Here is a 23,947-nt window from a genome sequence, read left to right as displayed (position 1 = left end):
GAGTGGATTTTGTTGTATAAGGATGGATTGAAACGAATCATTGATTTTATTTTATCGTTAATGGGGATCGTTGTGTTATCACCAGTTTTATTACTTTTATGTTTAGCAATAAAACTAGATTCTAAGGGGCCAATTATTTTCAAGCAAAAACGGGTTGGTAAAAATAAAACCCATTTTAACATTTATAAATTTCGGACAATGAAGATTGATACACCGAAAGAAATGCCGACACATCTATTAGCAGACCCTGATTTTTATATCACCAAGGTCGGGAAATTTTTAAGAAAAACCAGTTTGGATGAGCTGCCTCAATTATTCAATATTATTAAAGGCGATATGGCTGTCATTGGGCCTCGTCCAGCGCTATGGAATCAATATGATTTGATCGAAGAACGTGATAAGTATGGGGCAAATGATATTCGACCAGGATTGACTGGGTTGGCTCAGATTAGTGGTAGAGATGAGTTGGAAATTAAACAAAAAGCTCTTTTAGATGGGAAATATACTGAAAGCATTTCACCATCTATGGATCTGAAGTGTTTTCTTGGAACGATTGTTTCTGTTTTTAAAAGTGAGGGTGTTATAGAAGGCGGAACAAGTAGTATTAAGAAGGAGGATGGGCAATGAAGCGTATCCTCATCACAGGAGAAAATAGCTATATTGGTACATCATTTAAAACATGGATAGAGCAATATAAAGATTATTATCAAATTGAAACGATTAGTGTTAGGGAGAGTACTTGGAAAGATGTTGATTTTTCTGTATATGATGTTTTGATTCATCTTGCAGCTATTGTTCACGTCAAAGAAACAAATGAAGAATTGTATTACAAAGTAAATCGTGATTTAGCTATTAAAGTAGCAGAAAAAGCAAAGAAAGAACATGTACAGCATTTTATTTTTTTTAGCACGATGTCTGTTTTTGGAGTAGAAAGCGGAGCTATTTCTGCAAAGACTAAAATAAATCCTAAAACACCGTATGGTAAATCTAAGAGAGAAGCTGAGATACAGATCGAAAGGTTAGCAACTGATTCTTTCAATGTAGCGATAATCAGACCTCCTATGATTTACGGTCCGCAATGTGTTGGAAATTACCAAAGATTATCAAATGTGGCAAAAAAAATTATTGTATTTCCTAAAGTAAACAACAAAAGAAGTATGCTGTTTATAAATAATATGAATTTTTTTTTAAAAACCATTATTGATTACAAGCTAGTAGGAATATTACATCCTCAAAATTCAAAATATGTTAATACAACAGAAATGGTATCATTAATAGCTGCAATAAATAAGTCTAATATTTTTGTTATTAAAGGATTTTCACCGCTTATAAAATTATGTGCGAAAAATATTACATTATTCTCCAAAGTTTTCGGTGATTTATTTTATGATCATTCGCTTTTAGGTTCACCAGGTTCTTATGTTGATGGAATCAAAATGGATTATTCCTATATAAATTTTGATACTAGCATAAAACTTACAGAAAATCAGGAGAATTATTATGACTAAAGTGTTGCTTATTGCAAATCATCCAAAATATGTATATAACCTTAGAAGAGAATTGATAGAAGAACTAATTAAAAAAGATTATTCTGTAGGAATCTGTTGTCCCTACGGAAAAGAAGTAGATTATTTTATTAGTTTAGGATGTATATTTTTTAACAGTAAATTAGACAGACATGGAAAAAATATTTTCACTGAACTTAAATTAAAAAAAGAATACGGTAAAGTAATGGACTCCTTTACGCCTGATATTGTTTTGTTGTATACAATAAAACCTAATGTTTATGCTGGTATTGAAGCAAGTAAAAGGAATATCCCAAGCATTGCAAATGTTACTGGGTTAGGGTCCCCGTTTCAAAATGATGGTTTACTAAAAAAAATTCTAATAAGAATGTATCGTTTAACTTTCAAAAAAATCAATACAGTTGTATTTCAAAATGAAGAAAATAAAAAATTTTTCTATCTTAATAAGATAAAAATAAATAACAGTATTTTATTACCAGGATCAGGAATCAATCTTGAGCATTTTAAGTACCTGGAATACAAATATGACAATATAATCAAGTTTGTTTTTATTTCGAGAGTGATGAAAGAAAAAGGTATTGATGAGTTTATTCTTGTAGCAGAAAAAATTTTGCAAAGCTACCAAAATGTAGAATTCCATATTGCTGGTTTTATTGATGGTGATTACCATAAGATAATTAGTGAAAAAGAATCACAGGGCATTATAACTTATCATGGTATGGTTGAAAATATTCAAGAGTTGTTAAAAGAGATAGATTGTGTAATTTTACCTAGTTATCATGAAGGGATGTCAAACGTACTTTTAGAAGCTAGTGCGTCTGGGAGAGTTTCAATTGCTTCCAATATTCCGGGCTGTAAAGAAATAATTGAGGATGGCGTTACCGGTTTTCTTTGTAAACCAAAAGATGAAGATAGTTTATTTAAATCAGTTGAAAAGTATTTAACATTAAATTATGAAATCCGTAAAAAAATGGGTCTTGCATCAAGAGAAAAAGTTTCACAATATTTTGATCGTCAAATTGTTGTCAATAAATATGTTGAAAGAATTGAGGAGATTTGTAATGGATAATTTATATGATGCAATAGTAAGCAAAAAAGAAAAAATTTCTGTGATAGGTCTAGGATATGTTGGTATGCCAATTGCTGTAGCTTTTGCTAAAAAAGCTCAGGTAATAGGTTTTGATTTAAATAAAGAGAAAGTAAAGCTATACAAAAATGGCATTGATCCAACTAAGGAGGTTGGTGACGATGTTATTAAAAATACTAAGGTAGAATTCACTTCTGAAGCTATTGACTTAAAAAATGCGAAATTTCATATTGTAGCTGTTCCTACACCAGTTAATGAAGACCACACACCTGATTTAACACCAGTAGAATCAGCAAGTAAAATTGTTGGTCAAAATTTGACTAAAGGTTCTATTGTGGTTTTTGAATCTACTGTTTATCCAGGAGTTACAGAAGAAATTTGTATACCTATTTTAGAAAAAGAGTCAGGTTTGATTTGTGGGAAAGACTTTAAAGTAGGTTATTCTCCAGAAAGAATTAATCCAGGAGATAAAGTCCATCGACTTGAGACAATCGTAAAAGTTGTTTCAGGAATGGATCAAGAGTCTTTGGAGATTATCGCAAAAACATATGAACTTGTTGTTGAAGTTGGGGTGTATAGAGCTGCCAGTATTAAAGTTGCTGAAGCAGCAAAAGTTATTGAAAATTCGCAAAGAGACATAAATATCGCTTTTATGAACGAACTTTCTCTAATTTTTCATAAGATGGGAATCGATACAAAAGAAGTTTTAGAAGCTGCCGGTACAAAATGGAATTTTCTTAAATTCTCACCAGGACTTGTTGGAGGGCATTGTATAGGAGTAGATCCATATTATCTAACTCATAAAGCGGAGCAGTTAGGATATCATTCACAGATTATCTTAGCTGGAAGACAGATTAATGATGATATGGGGAGAGTAGTTGCTGAAAGTGCTATAAAACTAATGATTAAGAATAAAAAAGATGTTACAAATGCAAAAGTAGGCATCTTTGGATTTACCTTCAAAGAGAACTGTCCTGATACTAGAAATACAAAAGTTATTGATATCGTGAATGAGTTGAGAGAATTTAATATTGAACCTCTTGTATTTGATCCAGAGGCAGATGCTGAAGAAGCTAAACAAATTTACGGATTGGAATTTGCAAAAGAAGATGAGATGAATGAATTAGATTTAATGATTATTGCTGTCAATCATGATACCTTTGTTAATCAAAACATAAATTATTGGTTTGATAGAATTAATAATAAAAAAGTTATTATGGATCTGAAAGGTATGTTGAATAAAGACGAAGTAGAATCATTAGATGTTGCATATTGGAGGTTATAAAATTGAGTTATAGCGAAGTTATTTTTCCAGAAAACAGTCGATTTTTAGTTACAGGTGGTGCTGGTTTTATCGGTAGCAATTTGTGTGAAGCATTGTTAAATATGGGGTATCAAGTAAGGTGTTTAGACAACTTGTCGAATGGCTTTTACGAGAATATCAAACCGTTTATAAATAATACAAATTTTGAATTCATAAATGGTACTATTACAGATTATGATGTATGTAATCATGCATGTAAAGATGTTGATTATGTTTTGCACCAGGCTGCATGGGGAAGTGTGCCTAGAAGTATTGAAATGCCTGTATTTTATGAAGAAGTAAATATCAAAGGTACTGTAAATATGATGGATGCGGCACTAAAAAATAAAGTCAAGAAATTTGTGTATGCATCTAGCTCATCTGTATATGGTGATAGCCCTATCCTGCCTAAAGTGGAAGGTATAGAAGGAAACGTTCTCTCACCCTATGCACTAACAAAAAAAGTTGCAGAAGAATACGGTAAAATATATTCTGATATATATGGATTAGAAACTATAGGATTAAGGTATTTCAATGTTTTTGGATATAAGCAAAACCCGAATGGAGCATATGCTGCTGTGATTCCAAGATTTATTCTCTCATTACTAAATGACAAGGCACCAATTATTAATGGAGATGGAAATCAATCTAGGGATTTTACTTTTATTGAGAATGTTATTGAAGCTAATTTGAAAGCAGCATCTTCTGATTCGTCCGTTAGTGGAGAAGCTTTTAACATTGCTTATGGTGGAAGAGTCTCATTAAATAATTTGTATGAAGAAATTTCAAATATTCTTTCAAAGAAACACATTAAACCTGTATTTGGGAATGAAAGAAAAGGCGATATAAAGCATTCTAATGCAGATATTTCAAAAGCAGCTAAAATGTTAAATTATAGTCCTTCATATGACTTCAGTGTAGGTCTAAAGAAAACGATTGAATGGTATAAAAATAATGAAGAAGGTATGTAATTATTTATGAAAAAAATTCTTTATGTTGGAGGTTTTGAACTTCCAGAAGGAAATGCTGCAGCTCAAAGAGTACTTCAAATAAGTAAAATTTTACGTGATTTAAACAATGAAGTTATTTTTTATAATAGAAAAAATTTATCTGAATCTGAAGATAATAGTCTTATTGAAACTGAATATTTTGGATTTAAATGTTATGAAGAAAAGAAAATAACTTCTTCACGTGAGTTACTGAACCAATATACCAATATTAAAATGATAAAAGAAATAATTGTAAAAGAGAAGATTAATTTGATTATTGCCTACAATTTTCCGTCGATAGCCACTCTTAAATTAATTAAGTATTGTAGAAAAAGAAATATAAAAGTTGTGGGGGACATTACTGAGTGGTATGGAACTAAGGGATTACCCTTACGAAGAAAAATTATAAAAGGTTTTGATTCCAATTTGCGAATGTTATATACGAATAAAAAATTGGATGGTTTAATCGTTATAAGTGATTTTTTAGAGAATTATTATTACAAATCTCTAAAAGTAAAGCTTCCTCCAATGGTCGATTTAAATGATAGTAAGTGGGAGGCAGTCTCTAAATTAAAAAATGGCAAGAATAAAGTGAGTTTTATCTATGCAGGATCACCCAGCTCAGAAAAAGAAAATCTAGATTTAATAGTTGAAGTAATGGATAAAGTAAGTCTCGACTATAATATTCATCTTAAGATAATTGGAATAACTAAGAACGAATATTTTAAAATGTATAAAAGAAAAATATACGCGAATAATTTGGCTCATGTTGAGTTTAAAGGGAGAATTGAACATTCTAAAGTAATAGAAAACATAACTAAAGCCGATTATTCAATTATTATCAGACCAATTAACAGGGTTACCCTAGCAGGATTTCCAACAAAACTTGCCGAGAGTATAACAGCTAGAACGCCTGTGTTAATCAATCAAGAAATGGAAGTAACTGAGTTTGTTGAAAATAATTATAATGGTTTTTATGTGAATCAGAGTAACTTAGAAAAGGAAATAGAAAGTATAATTTTAAAAAGAAAATCTATGATTTTTGATAATACAATTTTTAATTATACAAATTTTTATCATAAAACAGAAAAATTTATAGACGAGGTTTTTAATGAAAAAAGTAATGCTACATCAAATTATGCCGGATCAAGTAAGCGGTCCTAATATAGCTGCTGAAAGAATCTCTAAATCCTATTTGAGAGATAAGTATAAGTTTGAATTTTTGACTCAGAGCACATTGGCTGGTGGTAAAATAAACTTAAAGCTAATAATGGATTTAAAAAAACAAATCAAACAATTTGATCCGGATGTAATTCATATATCTGGAATGCAATCTTCTGGATTTCACGCCGTGATAGCGTCAAGACTAGCAGGTTATCGAAATATATTACTAACTGTCAGAGGGTTCGCCTTTGATGATAGCCAAGTTTCTTTCATAAAAAAAATTGTTTTTAAATATATTATTGAACCTTTAACTTTGAAACTTTCAAGAAAGGTTTACGTTGTTTCTAAGGAATCTGAGAATAAAGAAATGATAAAAAAACTAAATAAGAAGAAATATTTAGGTGTTATTCATAATGCAGCTCCAGAAATAAAATACTCTAGTACAGAATACACGAATTATAGGCAAGAATTCAGGAGAAAATTAGGCTATAATGAAGATGATTTTGTTGTTATTGTGGTAGGTAGAATAGTTATAGATAAAGGAATATTGGACATATGTGAGGCAGCTAGAAAGAGTAACGTTGAAAATATAAAATTTCTTATAGTTGGAGATGGTCCCTTAAAAGAAGAATTGCAAGAAGAATATTCTAAAGAAATTAGTAATCATAAATTATTGTTTTTTGGAAAAACAAGTAATGTTTTATCTTTACTTTGTGCTTCAGATGTGTTTCTTTTTGGAACTTATCATGAGAACCTGTCTAATGCGCTTTTAGAAGCTATGACAGTCGGACTTCCAGTAGTAGTGACAAATGTAGGCGGGAATATGGAGGTTGTCGAAGAAAATTATAATGGATATTTTATTAGTCCGAATGATCCGGATGATATCAATGCCAAAATCAATTCTTTAAATGAAAACAAAAAATTATGCAAATATTTTTCTAAAAATTCCAGAAACATTATTGAAAATAAATTTTCTCAGAAGGTAATTTATGAAAAAATTGATAGAATATATAAATCTCTTATGTAAGAATAAAACTTCAAGGCAGTACTCATTATTATTATTTTCAAATTTTTGCAGTATTGCTATTTCTTTTATATTAAACTTAGTTATAACAAGACTTTTAAATGTTTCGCAATTTGGAGAATATAAATATATTGTGAGTATTATTTCCATGTTTACAGCCTTTTTTAATTTTGGAATTTACTATTCAAGCGCAAGATTGTTGATTTCTAAAAAAAATAATAGTCAAATTTATGGTGCGACTTTATTACTGAATTTTTTTATCTATGTCACTGTCGTTATCTTAGTTTTCCTAATGAAATTACTTTTAGGGGATGCTATGAATGATTCATTTATGTATGGAGCCGTTCTTTTATTTACTCTATTCTTTCAAAGAACTTTTACATATATGCTTAGAGGCACTAATAAAATAAAAGATATTGCTTTTCAAACTTTGGCACCTAATGCCATAGCCGTAATAATCTATTTCGTCTTGTTAATTTTTTATAGCAATACTACATCGCTTTTTATTGTCTTGTTAATTTACGGAGCATCATACTTACTAGCAGATTTGCTAACAATAAAAAGGATTAAAGCTGTACTTAATAAAGACTCATTAGACTATGTTAAGTTAATTTTAAAGGAACAAAGAGATAATGGTTTTCAGATTTATAAAGGCTCTCTGTTTTCTGTATTTACAGGTGATTTACTGAATGTAATTGTTGGATCATTAGTGGGAAGTATGGAATATGCTTTTTATTCACTAGCAGTAAGTCTAAGTACAATGATAACTCAGATTCCAAGTATCATGGGTGTGATTAGTTTTAAAAAAAATGCTGAACTTTCATATATAGAAAAAAAAGATATCAAAGTAACTTTTTTGTTAACAGGATTTTTTCTTATTTGCATTTTTATTACAATACACGTTCTTTTTCCATTTGTATATGATAAAGAATACTTACCTGCATTGTCGTATTTGTTTTGGTTATTATTAACATATTCTTTTTATGGATTAGGTGACTATTTTAATAGCTTCCTAAGTGCACATGGAGAGGGTGTTAGAATAAAACGTTGTGCATATTATTCTGGGATTGTTCTTATAGTTTTAGCAGTATGTCTAGTACCTACTTTTAAAATTTGGGGCTTAACAATGACTCGATTAATTTCTAGCATAGTATATTGTGGTTTATTAATTATTGAATATAGGAAGTATATTAGGAGAGAGCTAAATAATGACGAAATTAAATAATTGGCCCATAAAAATCATTATAATTTATCTAATAACCACTCTTATGATGTTTGGTTTTTCTTATCCTATAACTAGTGATCGATTTTTTACTTTATTATATGTATTAATAAATTTTTTAGCTCTTCTTTTAGGCTATGTCACAACTTATCAGAAGAGTGTAAACTTGAAAAGTAAGTTCAATTGGAATCAAAATCAAAAATATATAATTTGGATTTGTTTAATTCTGACTTTAATGACTAGCATACAAGCTATTTTAACTTATTTTCCAAATATTAATACAATAATGGAATATATTACTCGACCTGGAGAGAGTTATGATTATGTAAAGCATATGCGGAACAATAATTTAGTCCCAAATCCTATAGTTTTTGGAAGAACAATAAGTTTATTACTTAACATTTTAAGTTTTTCTCGAACTCTCTTTTTTATTATGTCAATCCTTTATTGGAAACATATGTCTAAATTGCTCAAAATAATTTCCATCGTGACCTATTTTGTTTATCTTATACAGTCATTTTTAATTGGTGCGATGATAAATATTGGAGTAGTAATTTTTTTGCTATTACCTTTGCTTTATTTTATATGGAATAATAATAATAATAAGAAAGTTAAGCTTATGTTGTTAATATTCATTACACTTGGATTTTTAGGGATATTATTTTTTATGGGGAGCAGAGAGTCACAGTTTGGAACAAGTGAGACAAGCTGGATAATAAAAGGGTTCATTGGAATTAGTTTTTATATTTCTCATGGATATGAGGGATTAAGTCAAATGATTACAATGCCCTTTCAGTTTACCTATTTTCAAACCACTTTTAGAGGATTAGTAGAAACAATTGGACCATATTTTAACTACGCAGATTACTTTAATAATAGTTATTTAATGAGGAATGAATTTACAAACGGGCGACCTGCTTTACAGTTATGGAGTACAATTTTTCCATGGATTGCATCCGATTTTACGTTTTATTTTATCCCAGTAATCATGTATTTAGTTGGAAAAATTTTAAAGAAAGTTTGGATAAACGCTATTTTCAGAGAAAACCCCTATTCTTTTGCTCTAGTAGGCCAATTATTTATATTTTGCTTTATGATACCAGCAAATAATCAACTCTTTCATACATTTGGTAATAGTATGTCGTTTTTATTTATCGTGATTTTTTATTTCATTTCGAATAACTTTACTTTAAGGGAGAATAATAATGGAAAATAATAAGACACTTTTAATTACAGGTGGAACTGGCTCATTTGGTAATGCCGTCATGAAAAAATTTTTTAATAGCAGTATAAAAGAAATTCGTATATTTTCTCGCGATGAAAAAAAGCAAGATGATATGCGAAAAAAATATAATAGCGACAAACTAAAATTTTATATTGGAGATGTTCGTGATATAAATAGTGTGAAAAATGCAATGCATGGTGTAGATTACGTGTTTCACGCCGCTGCTTTAAAACAAGTTCCTTCATGTGAATTCTTTCCGATGGAAGCTGTTAAAACAAATGTCATGGGTACGGATAATGTTGTGACAGCTGCTGTTGAGATGGGGGTAAAAAAAGTTATTTGTCTTTCAACAGATAAAGCAGCTTATCCAATCAACGCAATGGGGATTTCAAAAGCAATGATGGAGAAGGTTTTTGTAGCAAAAGCAAAAACTGTGGCAGATGAAAATACAATGATTTGCGGAACGCGTTATGGTAATGTCATGGCATCCAGGGGTTCTGTGATTCCATTATTTATTGAGCAAATAAAAGCAGGAAAACCGTTAACTGTAACGGACCCGGGCATGACTAGATTCTTGATGAGTTTAGAAGAAGCAGTTGAATTAGTTGTTTTTGCATTTAAAAATGCAAAAGCAGGAGACATCATGGTTCAAAAATCTCCTGCGTCAACGGTCGGTGATCTAGCACAAGCAGTGAAAGAACTTTTTAAAGTCGAAAATGAGATTCAAATTATAGGCACACGTCATGGTGAGAAAAGATATGAAACGCTTCTTACAAAAGAAGAATATCTCGTTGCGAAAGATATGGGCGGCTTCTATCGTGTACCAGCCGATACTAGAGATCTTAATTACGAGAAATATTTTAGCGAAGGCAGTACCGAGTTGACACACGAAGGCGAATACAATTCTGATAATACGGAACGACTATCCGTAGAACAAATCAAGGAAAAATTATTAGCATTAGATTATGTTCAAGAAGAGTTGAAAGAGTGGAAAAATCGATGAATATTTTAGTTACAGGAGCCAATGGATTTGTAGGTAAAAATTTAATCGCAGAGCTTCGAAACGAAGGTTATGAAAATGTTTTTGAATATGATATAGATACTCCTGCACATTTATTAGATGAATATTGCTTAAAAGCAGATTTTGTTTTCCATTTAGCGGGCGTAAATCGACCCAAGGAAGAAGAAGAGTTCATGGAAGGAAATTTCGGTTTCACCTCAGTTCTTCTAGATAAATTAAAAGAATACAACAATACCTGTCCGGTAATGATATCATCCTCTATTCAAGCTGCTCTTAACAATGCTTATGGTCGCAGTAAGAAAGCTGGAGAAGATCTCTTACGAAAATATCAAAGTGAAACTGGAGCGAAAGTCTACATTTATCGATTTTCTAATTTGTATGGAAAATGGTCGAAACCAAATTATAATACGGTAGTAGCGACTTTTTGTTATAAAGTGGCTCGAGGTGAAGAAATAACCGTTAATGATAAAAATGCGGAAATTGAACTTTGCTATATTGATGATGTTGTTAAGGAATTGCTGCATTGCCTTCAAGCGAAACCATTTATTGTCGACGACTTTTGTTCAGTAAGAGAAACGGATACAGTAACTGTGGGCACTTTGAGAGATATAATTCTTTCTTTTAAAGAAAGTAGAATAAATCTATCTGTACCTCAATTGAATCGTAGAATAGAAAAAAATCTGTATAGTACATTTCTTAGCTTTTTACCAGAGGATGAGTTTTCATATCCTTTAAAGATGAATATCGATGATCGCGGATCATTCACCGAATTTTTGAGGACTGAAGATCGCGGACAAGTTTCAATTAATATTTCAAAGCCGGGGATTGTTAAAGGAAATCACTGGCATCATACCAAAAATGAGAAATTTTTGGTAGTAAGTGGAAAAGGCGTCATCCGCTTTAGAAAGATTGATTCTAAAGAAATCATTGAGTATTTCGTTTCTGGTGAGAATTTAGAAGTAGTCGATATACCTGTTGGCTATACCCATAATATTGAAAATTTAGGGGATACTGACATGGTCACTGTTATGTGGGTAAACGAAATGTTTGACCCTGAAAACCCTGATACTTATTACGTGGAGGTCTAGCATTGAAAAAATTAAAAGTTATGACAGTCGTTGGGACTCGTCCAGAAATCATTCGCTTATCTGCAGTTATTAATCGTTTAGAGTGTTCTGAAGCGATTGACCATGTACTTGTACATACTGGTCAAAACTATGATTATGAACTAAATGAAGTTTTCTTTGAAGACTTTAAATTAAAGAAGCCAGATTATTTTTTGAATGCAGCAACAGGTACAGCCATTGAAACCGTTGGGAATATACTGATCAAAATAGATCCAATTCTTGAAGAAGTAAAACCAGATGCATTTTTAGTCTTGGGAGATACCAACAGTTGTTTATGTGCAATTGCCGCGAAGCGAAGACACATTCCTATTTTTCATATGGAAGCTGGAAATCGCTGTTTTGATCAAAGAGTACCAGAAGAAACAAATCGAAAAATTGTTGACCATACAGCTGATATTAATTTAACTTATAGTGATATCGCCAGAGAATATTTACTAAGAGAAGGATTGCCAGCTGATCGAATTATTAAGACAGGTAGTCCGATGTTTGAAGTACTAAATTCTAGAAAAGAAGATATTGAGAATTCATCTATTTTGGAAAAACTAAATCTTAAGCAAAATGAGTACTTTTTAGTATCCGCACATAGGGAAGAAAATATTAGCTCAAAAGAAAATTTTCATGATCTAGTGGATTCGCTAAACTCAATTGCTGAAGTATATCAATATCCAATTATTATCAGTACTCATCCTCGGACAATGAAAATGATAGAATCAGAGGGTATTCAATTCCACGACTTGATTCAAACCATGAAACCTATGGGATTTAATGATTACAATAAGCTTCAAATGAATGCTAAAGCAGTTTTAAGTGATAGTGGTACGATTAGTGAAGAAGCATCGATTCTTGGATTCAAAGCTCTAAATATCCGTCAGGCACATGAAAGACCAGAAGCTATGGAAGAAGCTAGTGTGATGATGGTTGGCTTGAAGAAAAACAGAATTCTTGAAGGATTAGAAGTTTTAGAAACACAAGAAAATGATACTCTCCGACAAGTATCAGATTATTCAATGCCAAATGTATCTGCAAAAGTATTACGTATTATTATTTCTTATACAGATTATGTGAAACGTAAGGTATGGTATGAATAAATAAGACTGCTTATGTGATTAATATTTGTAGAAGAAATCAATTTTATTAAAATATCATTTTTAGTAATCCGTACAATATTATGAAGATTATTAAAAATTGTTGTTACTAATTCAGAATTGTATTTTAAAAATACAAATAAGCAATTACTTTATTAATTATATAGTGAAATTTAAGATTAAAGATTATGAGGAAAAAGCTTTTTGATTAAGTATATTTAGAAATTTTTACTTGAGGGATCTTTAAATTGGTACAACTATCAATTTAATATGCTAAATCTCAAACTTCCGCCAATCAAACAAATAAATCACCCCAATTGCTTTAAACGTCAAATAGATAAAATGACCATAATTATGGCCAATCAGATGTAACGCATCTGCGGAAGCTCCTTTATTCGACCAAAGAGTAAAACCTAATATAATGGCTAAGACCATCAGACCTTTTCCTAATGCAAAGACAATTGTTTTTGCAGGGAGGGGTCTTTTTTTTGTGAGGAAAAAGCCGAATAAAAGGACAAAGTTAACTAGTAACAAAAAATGTGCAGCAGCTGTCCATAGGGTCATTGTTCCTGTTGGTGTTAAGAAGTCGGTGAAAACGCAAGCGACGACTGCAGTTAAATTGAGCAAGTATAGAGGAAGGCGAAAGGTTGATTTCTTTTCGTCACTCTTTATTTCTGGTTCTTCTGCTAATTGTTCTGGTTTTAGTAGTGACTCTAAATCGATTTGATAGAGATCACTTAATTTGATCAATGTATCGATGTCTGGGGTACTTCGGTTGTTTTCCCAATTTGAGATCGTTTGTCTGGTAACAAATAATTTTTCGGAAACTTCTTGTTGGGTGAGTCCTAACTTCAAGCGACTCTCTTTTATTTTTTCAGCTATAGTCATTTCAATGCTCCTTCTGACATATCCTATCATAAAGCGGTTCAAAGAAACAATTGTAAAGCTCGATTTAAAGAAAAAATGCACAAGTTCTTTTCTTTATTCTTAAAAGATTAAATTTAAATGAGCTTATGTCGGGTATTTCTAAAAAATTTCCTGAAAGTGCTCGATTTTTTTCAGTGAATCCTTCACCTGTAATAGGTAACAATTGTCATATATGAACTGATAAATGTTCAAAGATAGAACATATTGAGAGTAGAAGATAGACTTGCTCGAATCATTCAAAAAAAGAATGCCACGATTAAGTAAAAAATAATTGGCTTTTTTGAAAATGAAATCATTGATAAAACAAGGATGCAAAGAAGATTTGCGCTGGTTTGCACTGGATTTGCTTGAAGGTAAGGGTGCTTGAATTATAAAATTCTGAAGAGGTGATGCAATGCGATGACAAGTGAATTAAGAATACATACGATCAATGGTATTTCATGTGTCCGCATAAAAAATTTTTGATAGGAATGGATGATACGCAAAATAAAAAATTGTTTGTAAATTAAAAATTAATAAATTATAATGATTTTTAAGCGTATAAAAAGTTTGGAAAAAAAGGTTTTAATTTTGAAAAAGAAGGTTAAGGTGAAAGTTTGTGAAAAAGAAGTTTAAATCTATTCTATCTTTAGTAATCTTATTAAGTGCTGCGGTGGTAACACCAGCATTTCAGGTAATGGCGGAAAGCCAAGTGTTTTCAGAATCTCCGCAGGTGGATCAGGAAGAAGTGAAAACTGTACAATCTGATGATACGAATGCTTCTGCGGATGCTGGACAAGCTACCTCTCAAGTAGAAAATCCTACGCTAACAACAACGACCTCAGCGCGCGTGGATGCTGAGAACGAACAAACACAAGCAAGTAGTGACAGTAAAGAAGCCATCAGCGGATCAGAAAATAAAGAAGAACCTGCTGCAAGCCCTGTAAATAATGTCCCTTCTTCTGTTGATCCGTCTTCTGCAAGAGCTGCCAATGCGCAACTGACGGTTCAAGTTTTAGATAGTAATTCAAACCAGCCAATCCAAGGCGCTTATTTCACATTGACCTCCTTGACATCTGGTGAAGTGACGTTATTAGTCACGGACAGTTCAGGAAAGGTAACGATTCAGGTTCCTTCAGGGGGCTATTTTATTAAGCAAGTGGGTACAACGAATCAAAGATTGAACTACGCATTTACATCGATTGGAAATTCTATCAATTTGCAAGCAGGAGAAAACAAAACATTGGCACTTTATGAGCGTCAAATTGTAGGCGAGTATGCTTTTGGAGAGAGCCCCGATACGATTCATATTCCTGTAAACAGTAACTTCGATTTCTCAACACAGGCATTAGGGATCGAGGCGTTTAAGTTAAATTTTAGCGGCAACATAGAAAAAAGTATTTCTGACTCACAGATCTTTCCGTACTACACAAATGTTGATCCGAGCAAACCGGGGACTTATGTAGCAATTTTTATGGCTAGACAAGCCTCATATAGTGTATATACAACCCATGTAGTCAATGTCATTGTTGACCCGGAGCAGGTGGGAGAGGTAACTGTCAAATATCTTGATACTCAAGGGCAAGAAATCCATGAAACGAAGACTTTATCTGGTACCATTGGTGCTTCATATGATGCTAGTACGGATGAGTATAAGTTATCAATTGACGGTTACACCCTAGACGAAAGCCAACTGCCAGAAAATAGTAAAGGTATATTTAGCGAAACAGCACAAACTGTCACCTACATTTACAAAAAAAATCCGATACCAGCTGCGGATGTAACTGTTGAATATGTGGATACAGAAGGCAACGAAATTCACGCTTCTCAAACGATTAATGGAAACCTAGGCGACTCTTACGATGCCAGCACAGATCAATATAAACTATCGATCGATGGCTATACACTAGACGAAAGCCAATTGCCAGAAAATAGTAAAGGTGTATTTGGCGAAACGGCGCAAACCGTCACCTATATCTACACAGAAAATCCGATACCAGCAGCGGATGTCACGATTGAGTATGTAGATTTAGAAGGCAACGAAATCCACGCTAGCCAAACGATTAGCGGGAATGTGGGTGACTCTTTCGATGCAAGCGCAGATCAATATAAACTATCGATCGATGGCTATACACTAGACGAAAGTCAATTGCCAAAAAACAGTAAAGGTGTGTTTAGTGAAACAGCACAAACCATCACTTACATCTATACAAAAAATCCGATACCAGCAGCGGATGTCACGATCGAGTATGTAGATAGAGAAGGCAACGAAATCCACGCTAGCCAAACGATCAGTGGAAACGTAGGCGACTCTTACGATGCCAGCACAGAAAAATACCAACTAACAATCGAAGACTACACTTTAGACGAAAGCCGGTTGCCAGAAAATCTTAAAGGTGTCTTTAGTGAAACAGCACAAACCGTCACCTATATCTACACAAAAAATCCGATACCCGCAGCGGATGTAACAGTCGAGTATGTGGACACAGAAGGCAATGAAATTCACCCTTCACAAACGATCAGTGGAAACGTGGGTGACTCATATGATACCAGCACGAAGAACTATCAATTAGTGATTGAAGGCTTCACTTTAGACGAAAGCCAATTACCAGAAAACAGTAAGGGTGAGTTTGGAGAAACAGCGCAAACCGTCACCTATATCTACACAAAAAATCTGATACCAGCAGCGGACGTCACGGTCGAGTACGTGGATACAGAAGGCAACGAAATTCACGCTGCTGAAAAAATTAGCGGTAATGTAGGTGATACATACGATGCCAGCACAGATCAATATAAACTATCGATCGATGGATACACTTTAGACGAAAGACAATTACCAGAAAATCATAAAGGTGTGTTTAGTGAAACAGCGCAAACCGTCACCTACATTTACACAAAAAATCCTGTACCAGCAGCGGATGTAACTGTTGAATATGTGGATACAGAAGGCAAAGAAATACACTCCTCTCAAACGATTAGCGGGAATGTGGGCGACTCTTTCGATGCAAGTACAGATCAATATAAACTATCGATCGAAGGATATACACTAGATGAAAGCCAATTACCAGAAAACAGTACTGGCGTATTTAGTGAAACAGCGCAAACCGTCACCTACATTTACACAAATAATCCCGTACCAGCAGCGGATATGACGGTCGAGTACGTGGATACAGAAGGAAAAGAAATACACTCCTCTCAAACGATCAGTGGAAAAGTAGGCGAATCTTACGATGCTAGCACAGAACAATACCAACTAAAAATCGACGGTTACACCATAGATAAAAGCCAATTACCAGAAAATAGTAAAGGTGTATTTAGCGAAACAGCACAAACAATCACCTACATCTACAAAGAAAATCCGATAACAGCAGTGGATATAACGGTCGAATACGTAGATACAGAAGGCAAAGAAATTCACCCTTCACAAACGATCAGTGGAAACGTGGGCGAGTCTTACGATGCCAGCACAAAAAAATATCAACTAACAATCGAAGGCTACATAGTAGACGAAAGTCGGCTGCCGCAAAATGCCAAAGGTACATTCGGTAAGGAAGAGGCAACTGTGACGTATGTTTATACAAAAGAAAACGCAGCAACCGTCGTTATTTCTGATAAAAAAGAAAAAGCACCAACAGCAACTGTTGTTTCGAAAAAAAGCGCTTCTGCACAAAGATTGCCGCAGACCGATGAACAGGGGACGTTGTTCCCATTTGTAGTTGGTTTGTGCTTTATCGCCACGGCAAGCTGGCTTTATTTCAGAAAGCGTAAATAGCGATTAAGTAAGCCATTGGGGAAAGGCGTTACTGACTATCAAAAAGGACAGCTAGGCTTCAGCTGTCCTTTTTGTTGCTTATTTACCTAAAAATGAAATGAATCCCAGGGAATCATAAAGAAAATGGCAGATCCAGCTGACCCATACGCTATTGGATTTTTTCCAAACGTAGTTGAGTACCAATCTGGCAGGCATCAAGGTGATCAATAATTGAGCTGGATGAAAGCCGTACGCTGGGATGTGCCATAAAGCGAACAGCACACTGCAAATGATGGATGACCAGGCAAAAGAAAGGCCTCTTTTCTGCAACGCCAACAAGAGGTTGGTACTAAGCAATTCTTCTCCCATCAGCATAAAGGGAACTTGCAAAAAGACCATTTGGACAGTGATGGTTTCGCTGATCGAGTTGGTTGTTGGTTGTCCAAAAATAGCGGCATAAATAAAGGAAAAGAACACGCCAGTCAAAATGACGAAAGGGACACCCCACAATAAAACGGTGAAACGAAAATGTTTGAACTGCTCCAAAAAGGTCGTTCGTAAGAGAAAATACCCTGCGCTAAATGCGAAGACCAGGTTCCAGATGGTACCGACGATCGATAACACGGAATCGTTTAGTGGAGTATATGGAAGTAATTGATAGGTTAACCCAATGATTAAGGTAAGAACGAATAAATAAACTGCTGATTTGTGTTTCATTTTGAACACATCCTTCATAGTAATTGCCACATGCTGAATTATAAACAGAAAAAACTTCAATGTACAAAAAGATATCTCTCATTATTTTTAAACAAAAAGAAAAAGCAGTGAACACGATATCATACTTGGCAGAATTGGTTTTCTTAAAAGCAGAATAAAGGATTTCTAAGAGCAATTCTCAAAATTTGTGAACAAAAAGAGAAGTTTATAAGAATCACTGTAACACTGTTGAAATATTATTACGCTTATGTTACGTTTTGTTTACGTAATTATGTTTGAGGGAGAATGTTTATGAAGAAATCAAGCAATGATTCAAATAATTCACAATATAGAGAAGCGACTTCTGAAAAACAAGCACCTATTTCGAGGGTCGAATCACATCAAAAGCAAACAACGGGAACGACAAGACACACGCCAACTGCCAATCGTCAAGTTTCTAAAAAGAAGCCAACCCATCGCAAATATCTCTTTTCATTGATGACGCTGCTGACAATCGTCATTATCGCCACTGGGGGCTATATCGCTTTTACTTTGAAGCAGCAAGAAGCATTGGCACGCGAAAAATATGAAGCTGCCGCGCAAAAGCTATTAGCATCGATCCAAGAAGAACAAGCCAAAGAGGGAATTCCAGCAAAACTTGAAACATTGTCTGATGGCGACAAAAAAGAATTGATTTTCCGACCAAAAGAAGAAAATGCCATCCCTGTAAAGGATGCAAGTAAGAAATTATCGACCATGGCGAACCAGCTATGCAAAAAACACGCCGACAAAGAGACCGTTACGATCGCCCGGATTCAAGCACAAGCAGTTGCATCAAAAGTGTCAACCTATTCCTTAAAAGCGGACAGCTATGTTTGGAATCGGGAGACTGGGCGGTTTGAAGATGCGGATAGCGTGGTTGCCGATCCAATTTTTATTTCCGAGAAAACTGGCAATGAACTATCCTTGAAGGAATTAGTACCCGATGAAGGCAGCTTGCTAGGAATCCAGCAAGTGATTCAACAAAAGCTTTTGGATCAAGCCAAAGAACCGACTAAAATCATTGATGCGGTTCTGGGGATGGACCGAATCACCTATGATTCAAAGTTTACTTATGATCCTGAAAAAATAACGCTCCAGTTGCCGCAAAATCAAACTGGCGTATCCGAGATCACTTTGGCTTACAAAGAGATTGCGCCGTTTATTGATCCAGAGCTTGTCAATGCAGATCAATTGAAAGAGCAACAAGCGATGTTAGACGAAAACAAAAAATATGTTGCGTTGACTTTCGATGATGGACCAAACGATACCTCGACATTGGATCTCTTAAAAATCTTGAAAGACAATGATGTGAAGGCAACGTTCTTTGAATTAGGCCAAATGGTGGATCGATATCCTGAAGTTGCGAAAAAAGTCCATGAGGAAGGGCATGAAATTGCCAGTCACTCCTATTCACATCCCCAATTAAACACGCTATCGCCAGAGGAGGTCAAAGCGGAAATAACCAAAACGGACAAAGCAATCTATCAGGCGACAGGGGTCTTACCGAAGAATTTGCGCCCGCCATATGGGGCGATCGATCAACAAAGCGCCCAAGCGGCAGGAAAATCGATCATTCAATGGAGTGTTGATACCGAGGATTGGAAGCTGAAAGACCCGAACAAAATTTTGAAAGTCGTTCAAAACAACGTCTATGATGGGTCGATTATTTTACTTCATGATATTCATCCAAAGTCCGTTCAAGCCGTACCAGGTATTATTCAAACGCTGAAAGCGCAAGGCTATGAATTTGTGACGGTGGATCAATTGCTAAATGGCAACCAAAAACCAATGTATCAATACTTTGGTGCGACAGACGAACGCAGTGTTAGCTAATAGCTGAAAAAGGAAGGGATGGCAATCATCACTTCCTTTTTTTAACGAACACTGCAGTTGCCGTTTTATCACTCGGAGGAGGCAAATGCTCGGAGGTAGTCATCATCCAGCAGCAAAGCAAATTCATCGGCAAGGGCACCTTGATCCAATTCTCGCATGATAGCTAGCATCTTTTGCGTGATCGTTTCACCAGCTTTATGATCACCGGTTCGTAAGAGCAACACGCCTTGGAAAAACTTGCAGTTGGTGGAAAAATTCTTTGTAGTCTGTCGCCAAAAGTTTCAATTGGACGACTAGAACCTCCGTCGCATCGTATTGCTGGTGTTTTAGCGTATATTCAATCAAATTGATCATTAGCGCGCAATAAATTTCCCGACCTTTTTCCATATCGATGTAGTACTCGAGCATCTTGGATACTTTTTTGAAAAAGAGGGAATTATGGTCGTTGTCCAAAAGATCGATGGTGTTGCCAAATAGTTGGATTTCTTGTAACGTCCAGCTCTCAACATCAACGAGATACGAAATAATCATTTGACGTTTACATTCCAAATCAGCACTTTTCCGATAGCATCTTTCATGACAGAAGATGGGGAAAATTGTTGGTGAAACGTTTTTGATTAGGGCGGAAGTCCACAACAGTTTGTCCTTTATAACAAGTTGATGGAATAGGCAGATAAAGGCAATGATGTTAGCGAAGTTGATGACTGGATATGGGGCTAGTCACGTCTGAGAGGGGAAAAAGCTAACCTGATTGTGGAAAAAAATTCACTGACGCCGATTGAAAAGAGATTGAGCAATACGTTCGAGAGCAACAAAATATTGAATTTTGGGGACAATAATAAATAAAACGCAAACCGTGCAAAAGTATAGACATCATACTTTCGCACGGTTGTTTAGAGAACAGTAATTAATTTTTAATTTGGTTTCCTGTAGACAAGAATAATACACACTCTATCAATTAGGGGAAAAGAAACTGTATAGTTCAGGACGTATAGCCAAAGCTTGACTCATAGGTCCTTGTTTATCAAGTGTTGTAGTTATTCCAACGATCGAGGAGTTTTGAATGATGGGAGCGCCAATGGAGCCGTGTGAAACAGTGACGTCATGGAAAATTAACTCTGGTGTGTTGATCGCAAATGTTTGATTTCCCCACATAATCTGTTGCATAAGATTACCAGTATAACTTACAACATGAGACAAAACCGCTCCTTCTGTCGGTACAGCATAGTTTAACCGACCTGCTAAATGCTCTGATGGGGTATTCATCGTGATATAACCCATGTCATATCGTGGATCTGCTGAGTTGATCCACCCATTCATTGAAGTAAAACTGATTCCAGCATTCATTCCAGAGTATGGATCATCTGTTAGCGTTCCTCGCCCATCTTGGCTCGCGATCCATATTGTACTTATGATCGGCCAGCCTTTAAAGTCTTCCTGAGCATAGACCATACTTCCAGCTGTAACAAATCGATCTCGATCTATCAAAGCACCTGTCCCTTGCTTCATATAGAGTGAAGATCCATCAAGAAAATGGGTTTCAAGATATCCGCATTGCTTATAAGGGGATATGGTAGGGTCTGCCTTTATACGATTGTCTTCACCCAATACGATTGTCGGTGTTTTAGAAATCGGGTGTGTTTTGTCATCCGTAATGAATCCTTCAAATGAAATATCTAGATTACCAGTGAAACGACGCATATATTCTGCCATGTCTTCTGCTCTTTCAATAGGTGTATTCCCACTAGGCATGTAATCAATTTCAGTCTCATAAGTTATTTTTTCATTTAGGTCATTGTCAAAGGCTTCTGCAGTTGCCACACTTGAATGAACAAATAATACAATGGGGATAATAAAAACACTCAATAAAAATTTGAGATTCTTCATTTTTTAATCTCCTTCTTCATAGTTTGACTTTGTTAATTACGTAAATTGCTCAAAATTTCGAGTGACTGTATCAATGTTAAATTTGAAAAATAAATAGCTAAAACCTTGAAATAACTGTCCATGGAAATTGTTAATAAACTGAGTAATAATGCATTGTTTGGTTGTGGTGTTAGTTAAGAAACGCTCTTTAGTCAGTAAATCTAGTACCATAAACAAATAATGTATTTAAAGTTGTAAAAGAATAGTTTCTATTTATTAGAATCTTTCTTTGTTATTCGTATCTTACTAACTCAATTCCCATCGTCCCAGAGTTTCCTTTCATACTCTCTATTGGGTTTCCCCTAGTCAGAAACAGATGCTTTGCATCAATTTCTTTCATCCCATAAGAAACAGTCTGTTCCTTGTTTACAGATCCAATCAGTAATTTTTCATCAAAACTGATTCCTGTAATATACCCATTATATATAGAGCCATTAACCTCAACGATTAGAAAATGATTGGTAATATTGATCGTATAATAAGTTATCTCATCATCTTCGGTATAGAGCCATGTACCATTAAAAAAGGCGAGTGCTTCCAGTTCATCTTCTGACAATGTCAAATACTCGATCTTCTTTTCTTGATAAGACCAAGTAGCATATACTATACCTAGGATTAATATCAAGAAACATAACGAGTAAATTTTTCTGTTTTTCATATATGCTCTCCTCAAAAAAAGATTATCAAATATCGAACATCAAACGTTCACATAAATAGATCTTTTCTTTCCTAATCTCTCAAGAGACTTTGTCAGTAGTGCCAAGAAAATAGTCCGGAATCTTGTTTCCATACTGATCCATGGGTTGAAATCAACTGACTATCAGGATTTAAAAGGTCGTATCCATAGCTTGCGGTACTCCATGGGTTCCATACTGAAATAGTTCTATAAAAATCAAAATTCGCATATCCTCTGACGACAAAAGCGTGTCTACCTTTTTTATAGTTTGAGCTTTGTCCTTCGGCAGAGACCCAATAGGGACGATTCGCATTGATTTCAGTAACAGTTTCCGTTACTGTTGCTATACCCCATCTATCTGTTATACCGCGGAACCCATGACTAGTTGCATAGCTAATACACTGAGCATTTGAAGCTGATTGGTTCGGTAAATTAGATGAATTAGGGTGCAGTGAACGCATCATTTGTTCAGCTGTCGGGGTTCTATTTTTTGTGTGATATCGAATAATTGACGTGGTAGCATAAGCGGCACACCAATTAGTTTGTCCTTGATTTTCCAAAAAATCTAAATGTAAATAATGCTGCCCTTGTGATCGTAATGATCTTTGCGTAGTTTCGTTTGTAACAGGCAAAGTAAAGATAAGAGTGTCTTCGTATTCTTCTGTAAGTTCTTGATAGTCGAATTCATCCCATGTTAAATCACTTGGGGTGGTTACTCCTTCGGAGACCGGTGAATCATAGAACAGAGAAACTATTGAATCCTCATCGACTAAGTATAAATCAGCGTTTTTTTGTAGAAAGCCGACACGCTCACTGTTTTCATTTTCGCCATTGAAGAAATCTGTTAACTCATCAATTAAATGTCCCGACATATTTGTTTCCCACTGATCAATATAAGAGTCGAAGTAACAAAAAATGGTTTTAATCAGTTCGTCTTGATGATACAAAGGAAAATAGTAATATGTTTCTTTTACATCATCGTCATAAACTGAAAATGGCATTCCCAGAGCTTTATCACCTGACGGTATTCCATCATCATTCAATAATATACTGTCAAAATAAATTAATCTCCCCTTGACTAGATCAATTAACTCCTCGGGAACCTCTTCTGATAAAAGTGTTGTATTATTTTCATTGTTCTGACCAACTGTGTCTTCCGCGTAAACGACATTAGTACCAAAAACGATAATAGCTATAGATAATAATGAAATAACTATTTTTTTTAAGTTTTTTCTTAACATAATAATTCTCTCCCTAATTAAACTAAAATAAGCTTAAGCATCATCCATTAATTCCGTTCCGCAGTGGCCATTCTTCTGTTTCTTATTCACATATCACTCCTTT

At 34.4% G+C, this 23,947-nt stretch carries 19 protein-coding genes and 1 pseudogene; 14 read left to right on the top strand and 6 right to left on the bottom strand.

Annotated elements, in window-relative coordinates:
* Nucleotides 1-12: 12 nt before the first annotated feature.
* From IAE45_RS09485 to wecB, 12 genes are read left to right on the top strand one after another with little or no spacing between them, the layout of a single operon-like run.
* Nucleotides 13-627 (top strand): sugar transferase, encoded by a 615-nt coding sequence (locus IAE45_RS09485; protein WP_200126247.1) that lies wholly within the window; start codon nucleotides 13-15, stop codon nucleotides 625-627.
* Nucleotides 624-1,508 carry an NAD-dependent epimerase/dehydratase family protein gene (locus IAE45_RS09480; RefSeq protein WP_200126245.1) on the top strand — a complete coding sequence of 295 codons (885 nt, stop codon included), beginning with the start codon at nucleotides 624-626 and terminating at the stop codon, nucleotides 1,506-1,508. Before IAE45_RS09485 ends, IAE45_RS09480 begins: the two co-directional genes overlap by 4 nt.
* Nucleotides 1,501-2,595: a glycosyltransferase family 4 protein gene (locus tag IAE45_RS09475; RefSeq protein WP_200126243.1), complete on the top strand. Its 1,095-nt coding sequence runs from the start codon at nucleotides 1,501-1,503 to the stop codon at nucleotides 2,593-2,595. The genes IAE45_RS09480 and IAE45_RS09475 overlap by 8 nt, the downstream gene beginning before the upstream one ends.
* Nucleotides 2,588-3,898 carry a nucleotide sugar dehydrogenase gene (locus IAE45_RS09470; RefSeq protein WP_200126241.1) on the top strand — a complete coding sequence of 437 codons (1,311 nt, stop codon included), beginning with the start codon at nucleotides 2,588-2,590 and terminating at the stop codon, nucleotides 3,896-3,898. Before IAE45_RS09475 ends, IAE45_RS09470 begins: the two co-directional genes overlap by 8 nt.
* Nucleotides 3,899-3,900: 2 nt before the next feature.
* The gene (locus IAE45_RS09465; protein WP_200126239.1) at nucleotides 3,901-4,887 is read left to right on the top strand and encodes an SDR family oxidoreductase; all 987 of its coding nucleotides are present in this window, start codon (nucleotides 3,901-3,903) and stop codon (nucleotides 4,885-4,887) included.
* Between the two features lie 6 nt (nucleotides 4,888-4,893).
* Nucleotides 4,894-6,069: a glycosyltransferase gene (locus IAE45_RS09460; protein ID WP_200143126.1), complete on the top strand. Its 1,176-nt coding sequence runs from the start codon at nucleotides 4,894-4,896 to the stop codon at nucleotides 6,067-6,069.
* A complete protein-coding gene (locus IAE45_RS09455; protein WP_200127563.1) occupies nucleotides 6,017-7,096 on the top strand; it encodes a glycosyltransferase in 1,080 nt (359 codons plus the stop codon). The genes IAE45_RS09460 and IAE45_RS09455 overlap by 53 nt, the downstream gene beginning before the upstream one ends.
* The gene (locus tag IAE45_RS09450; protein WP_200127571.1) at nucleotides 7,059-8,318 is read left to right on the top strand and encodes a lipopolysaccharide biosynthesis protein; all 1,260 of its coding nucleotides are present in this window, start codon (nucleotides 7,059-7,061) and stop codon (nucleotides 8,316-8,318) included. The genes IAE45_RS09455 and IAE45_RS09450 overlap by 38 nt, the downstream gene beginning before the upstream one ends.
* Complete coding sequence (locus IAE45_RS09445) at nucleotides 8,302-9,531, top strand: hypothetical protein (protein ID WP_200127573.1); 1,230 nt, start codon at nucleotides 8,302-8,304, stop codon at nucleotides 9,529-9,531. The genes IAE45_RS09450 and IAE45_RS09445 overlap by 17 nt, the downstream gene beginning before the upstream one ends.
* A complete protein-coding gene (locus IAE45_RS09440; protein ID WP_200127575.1) occupies nucleotides 9,521-10,543 on the top strand; it encodes a polysaccharide biosynthesis protein in 1,023 nt (340 codons plus the stop codon). Before IAE45_RS09445 ends, IAE45_RS09440 begins: the two co-directional genes overlap by 11 nt.
* Nucleotides 10,540-11,649, top strand: a complete 1,110-nt coding sequence (locus IAE45_RS09435) for a capsular polysaccharide biosynthesis protein CapF (protein WP_200127591.1) — start codon at nucleotides 10,540-10,542, stop codon at nucleotides 11,647-11,649. The genes IAE45_RS09440 and IAE45_RS09435 overlap by 4 nt, the downstream gene beginning before the upstream one ends.
* Nucleotides 11,650-11,651: 2 nt before the next feature.
* On the top strand, nucleotides 11,652-12,776 hold the full coding sequence (wecB, locus tag IAE45_RS09430) for a non-hydrolyzing UDP-N-acetylglucosamine 2-epimerase (RefSeq protein WP_200127577.1): 1,125 nt from the start codon (nucleotides 11,652-11,654) through the stop codon (nucleotides 12,774-12,776).
* Nucleotides 12,777-13,046: 270 nt separating this feature from the next.
* Here wecB and IAE45_RS09425 read toward each other — a convergent pair whose 3' ends face one another.
* Nucleotides 13,047-13,661: a helix-turn-helix domain-containing protein gene (locus tag IAE45_RS09425; protein WP_200127579.1), complete on the bottom strand. Its 615-nt coding sequence runs from the start codon at nucleotides 13,659-13,661 to the stop codon at nucleotides 13,047-13,049.
* 637 nt (nucleotides 13,662-14,298) lie between these two features.
* Between IAE45_RS09425 and IAE45_RS09420 the strand changes: the two genes are divergently transcribed.
* A complete protein-coding gene (locus tag IAE45_RS09420; RefSeq protein WP_200127581.1) occupies nucleotides 14,299-17,451 on the top strand; it encodes a MucBP domain-containing protein in 3,153 nt (1,050 codons plus the stop codon).
* A gap of 78 nt (nucleotides 17,452-17,529) precedes the next feature.
* Here the strand turns inward: IAE45_RS09420 and IAE45_RS09415 are convergent, their stop codons facing one another.
* Nucleotides 17,530-18,147, bottom strand: coding sequence for a CPBP family intramembrane glutamic endopeptidase (locus IAE45_RS09415; protein WP_200127583.1), 618 nt, complete (start codon nucleotides 18,145-18,147; stop codon nucleotides 17,530-17,532).
* A 291-nt stretch (nucleotides 18,148-18,438) separates the two neighbouring features.
* On the opposite strand from IAE45_RS09415, the gene IAE45_RS09410 reads away from it, so the two are divergent.
* Nucleotides 18,439-20,001, top strand: coding sequence for a polysaccharide deacetylase family protein (locus IAE45_RS09410; protein WP_200127585.1), 1,563 nt, complete (start codon nucleotides 18,439-18,441; stop codon nucleotides 19,999-20,001).
* A gap of 68 nt (nucleotides 20,002-20,069) precedes the next feature.
* Here the strand turns inward: IAE45_RS09410 and IAE45_RS09405 are convergent.
* The 4 genes and pseudogenes from IAE45_RS09405 to IAE45_RS09390 form a co-directional block, all read right to left on the bottom strand.
* A pseudogene (locus IAE45_RS09405) lies at nucleotides 20,070-20,532 on the bottom strand (Rgg family transcriptional regulator).
* Nucleotides 20,533-20,955: 423 nt separating this feature from the next.
* Nucleotides 20,956-21,888: a trypsin-like serine peptidase gene (locus IAE45_RS09400; protein WP_200127587.1), complete on the bottom strand. Its 933-nt coding sequence runs from the start codon at nucleotides 21,886-21,888 to the stop codon at nucleotides 20,956-20,958.
* Between the two features lie 271 nt (nucleotides 21,889-22,159).
* Nucleotides 22,160-22,585, bottom strand: coding sequence for a hypothetical protein (locus tag IAE45_RS09395; protein ID WP_200127589.1), 426 nt, complete (start codon nucleotides 22,583-22,585; stop codon nucleotides 22,160-22,162).
* Between the two features lie 92 nt (nucleotides 22,586-22,677).
* On the bottom strand, nucleotides 22,678-23,844 hold the full coding sequence (locus IAE45_RS09390) for a C47 family peptidase (RefSeq protein WP_233618997.1): 1,167 nt from the start codon (nucleotides 23,842-23,844) through the stop codon (nucleotides 22,678-22,680).
* Nucleotides 23,845-23,947: the final 103 nt, after the last annotated feature.

Origin of the sequence: Enterococcus sp. S53, assembly GCF_016516865.1 — a bacterium.
Lineage (GTDB): Bacteria > Bacillota > Bacilli > Lactobacillales > Enterococcaceae > Enterococcus_D > Enterococcus_D innesii.
This window is presented reverse-complemented; position numbering and strand designations above follow the sequence as displayed.

Excerpts from the sequence above, each read along its gene's own strand:
- IAE45_RS09480 (WP_200126245.1), top strand. The coding sequence starts at position 624 with ATGAAGCGTATCCTCATCACAGGAGAAAATAGCTATATTGGTACATCA.
- IAE45_RS09475 (WP_200126243.1), top strand. The coding sequence starts at position 1,501 with ATGACTAAAGTGTTGCTTATTGCAAATCATCCAAAATATGTATATAAC.
- IAE45_RS09470 (WP_200126241.1), top strand. The coding sequence starts at position 2,588 with ATGGATAATTTATATGATGCAATAGTAAGCAAAAAAGAAAAAATTTCT.
- IAE45_RS09460 (WP_200143126.1), top strand. The coding sequence starts at position 4,894 with ATGAAAAAAATTCTTTATGTTGGAGGTTTTGAACTTCCAGAAGGAAAT.
- IAE45_RS09455 (WP_200127563.1), top strand. The coding sequence starts at position 6,017 with ATGAAAAAAGTAATGCTACATCAAATTATGCCGGATCAAGTAAGCGGT.
- IAE45_RS09450 (WP_200127571.1), top strand. The coding sequence starts at position 7,059 with ATGAAAAAATTGATAGAATATATAAATCTCTTATGTAAGAATAAAACT.
- IAE45_RS09445 (WP_200127573.1), top strand. The coding sequence starts at position 8,302 with ATGACGAAATTAAATAATTGGCCCATAAAAATCATTATAATTTATCTA.
- IAE45_RS09440 (WP_200127575.1), top strand. The coding sequence starts at position 9,521 with ATGGAAAATAATAAGACACTTTTAATTACAGGTGGAACTGGCTCATTT.
- IAE45_RS09435 (WP_200127591.1), top strand. The coding sequence starts at position 10,540 with ATGAATATTTTAGTTACAGGAGCCAATGGATTTGTAGGTAAAAATTTA.
- IAE45_RS09425 (WP_200127579.1), bottom strand. The coding sequence starts at position 13,661 with ATGACTATAGCTGAAAAAATAAAAGAGAGTCGCTTGAAGTTAGGACTC.
- IAE45_RS09415 (WP_200127583.1), bottom strand. The coding sequence starts at position 18,147 with ATGAAACACAAATCAGCAGTTTATTTATTCGTTCTTACCTTAATCATT.
- IAE45_RS09410 (WP_200127585.1), top strand. The coding sequence starts at position 18,439 with ATGAAGAAATCAAGCAATGATTCAAATAATTCACAATATAGAGAAGCG.
- IAE45_RS09400 (WP_200127587.1), bottom strand. The coding sequence starts at position 21,888 with ATGAAGAATCTCAAATTTTTATTGAGTGTTTTTATTATCCCCATTGTA.
- IAE45_RS09395 (WP_200127589.1), bottom strand. The coding sequence starts at position 22,585 with ATGAAAAACAGAAAAATTTACTCGTTATGTTTCTTGATATTAATCCTA.
- IAE45_RS09390 (WP_233618997.1), bottom strand. The coding sequence starts at position 23,844 with ATGTTAAGAAAAAACTTAAAAAAAATAGTTATTTCATTATTATCTATA.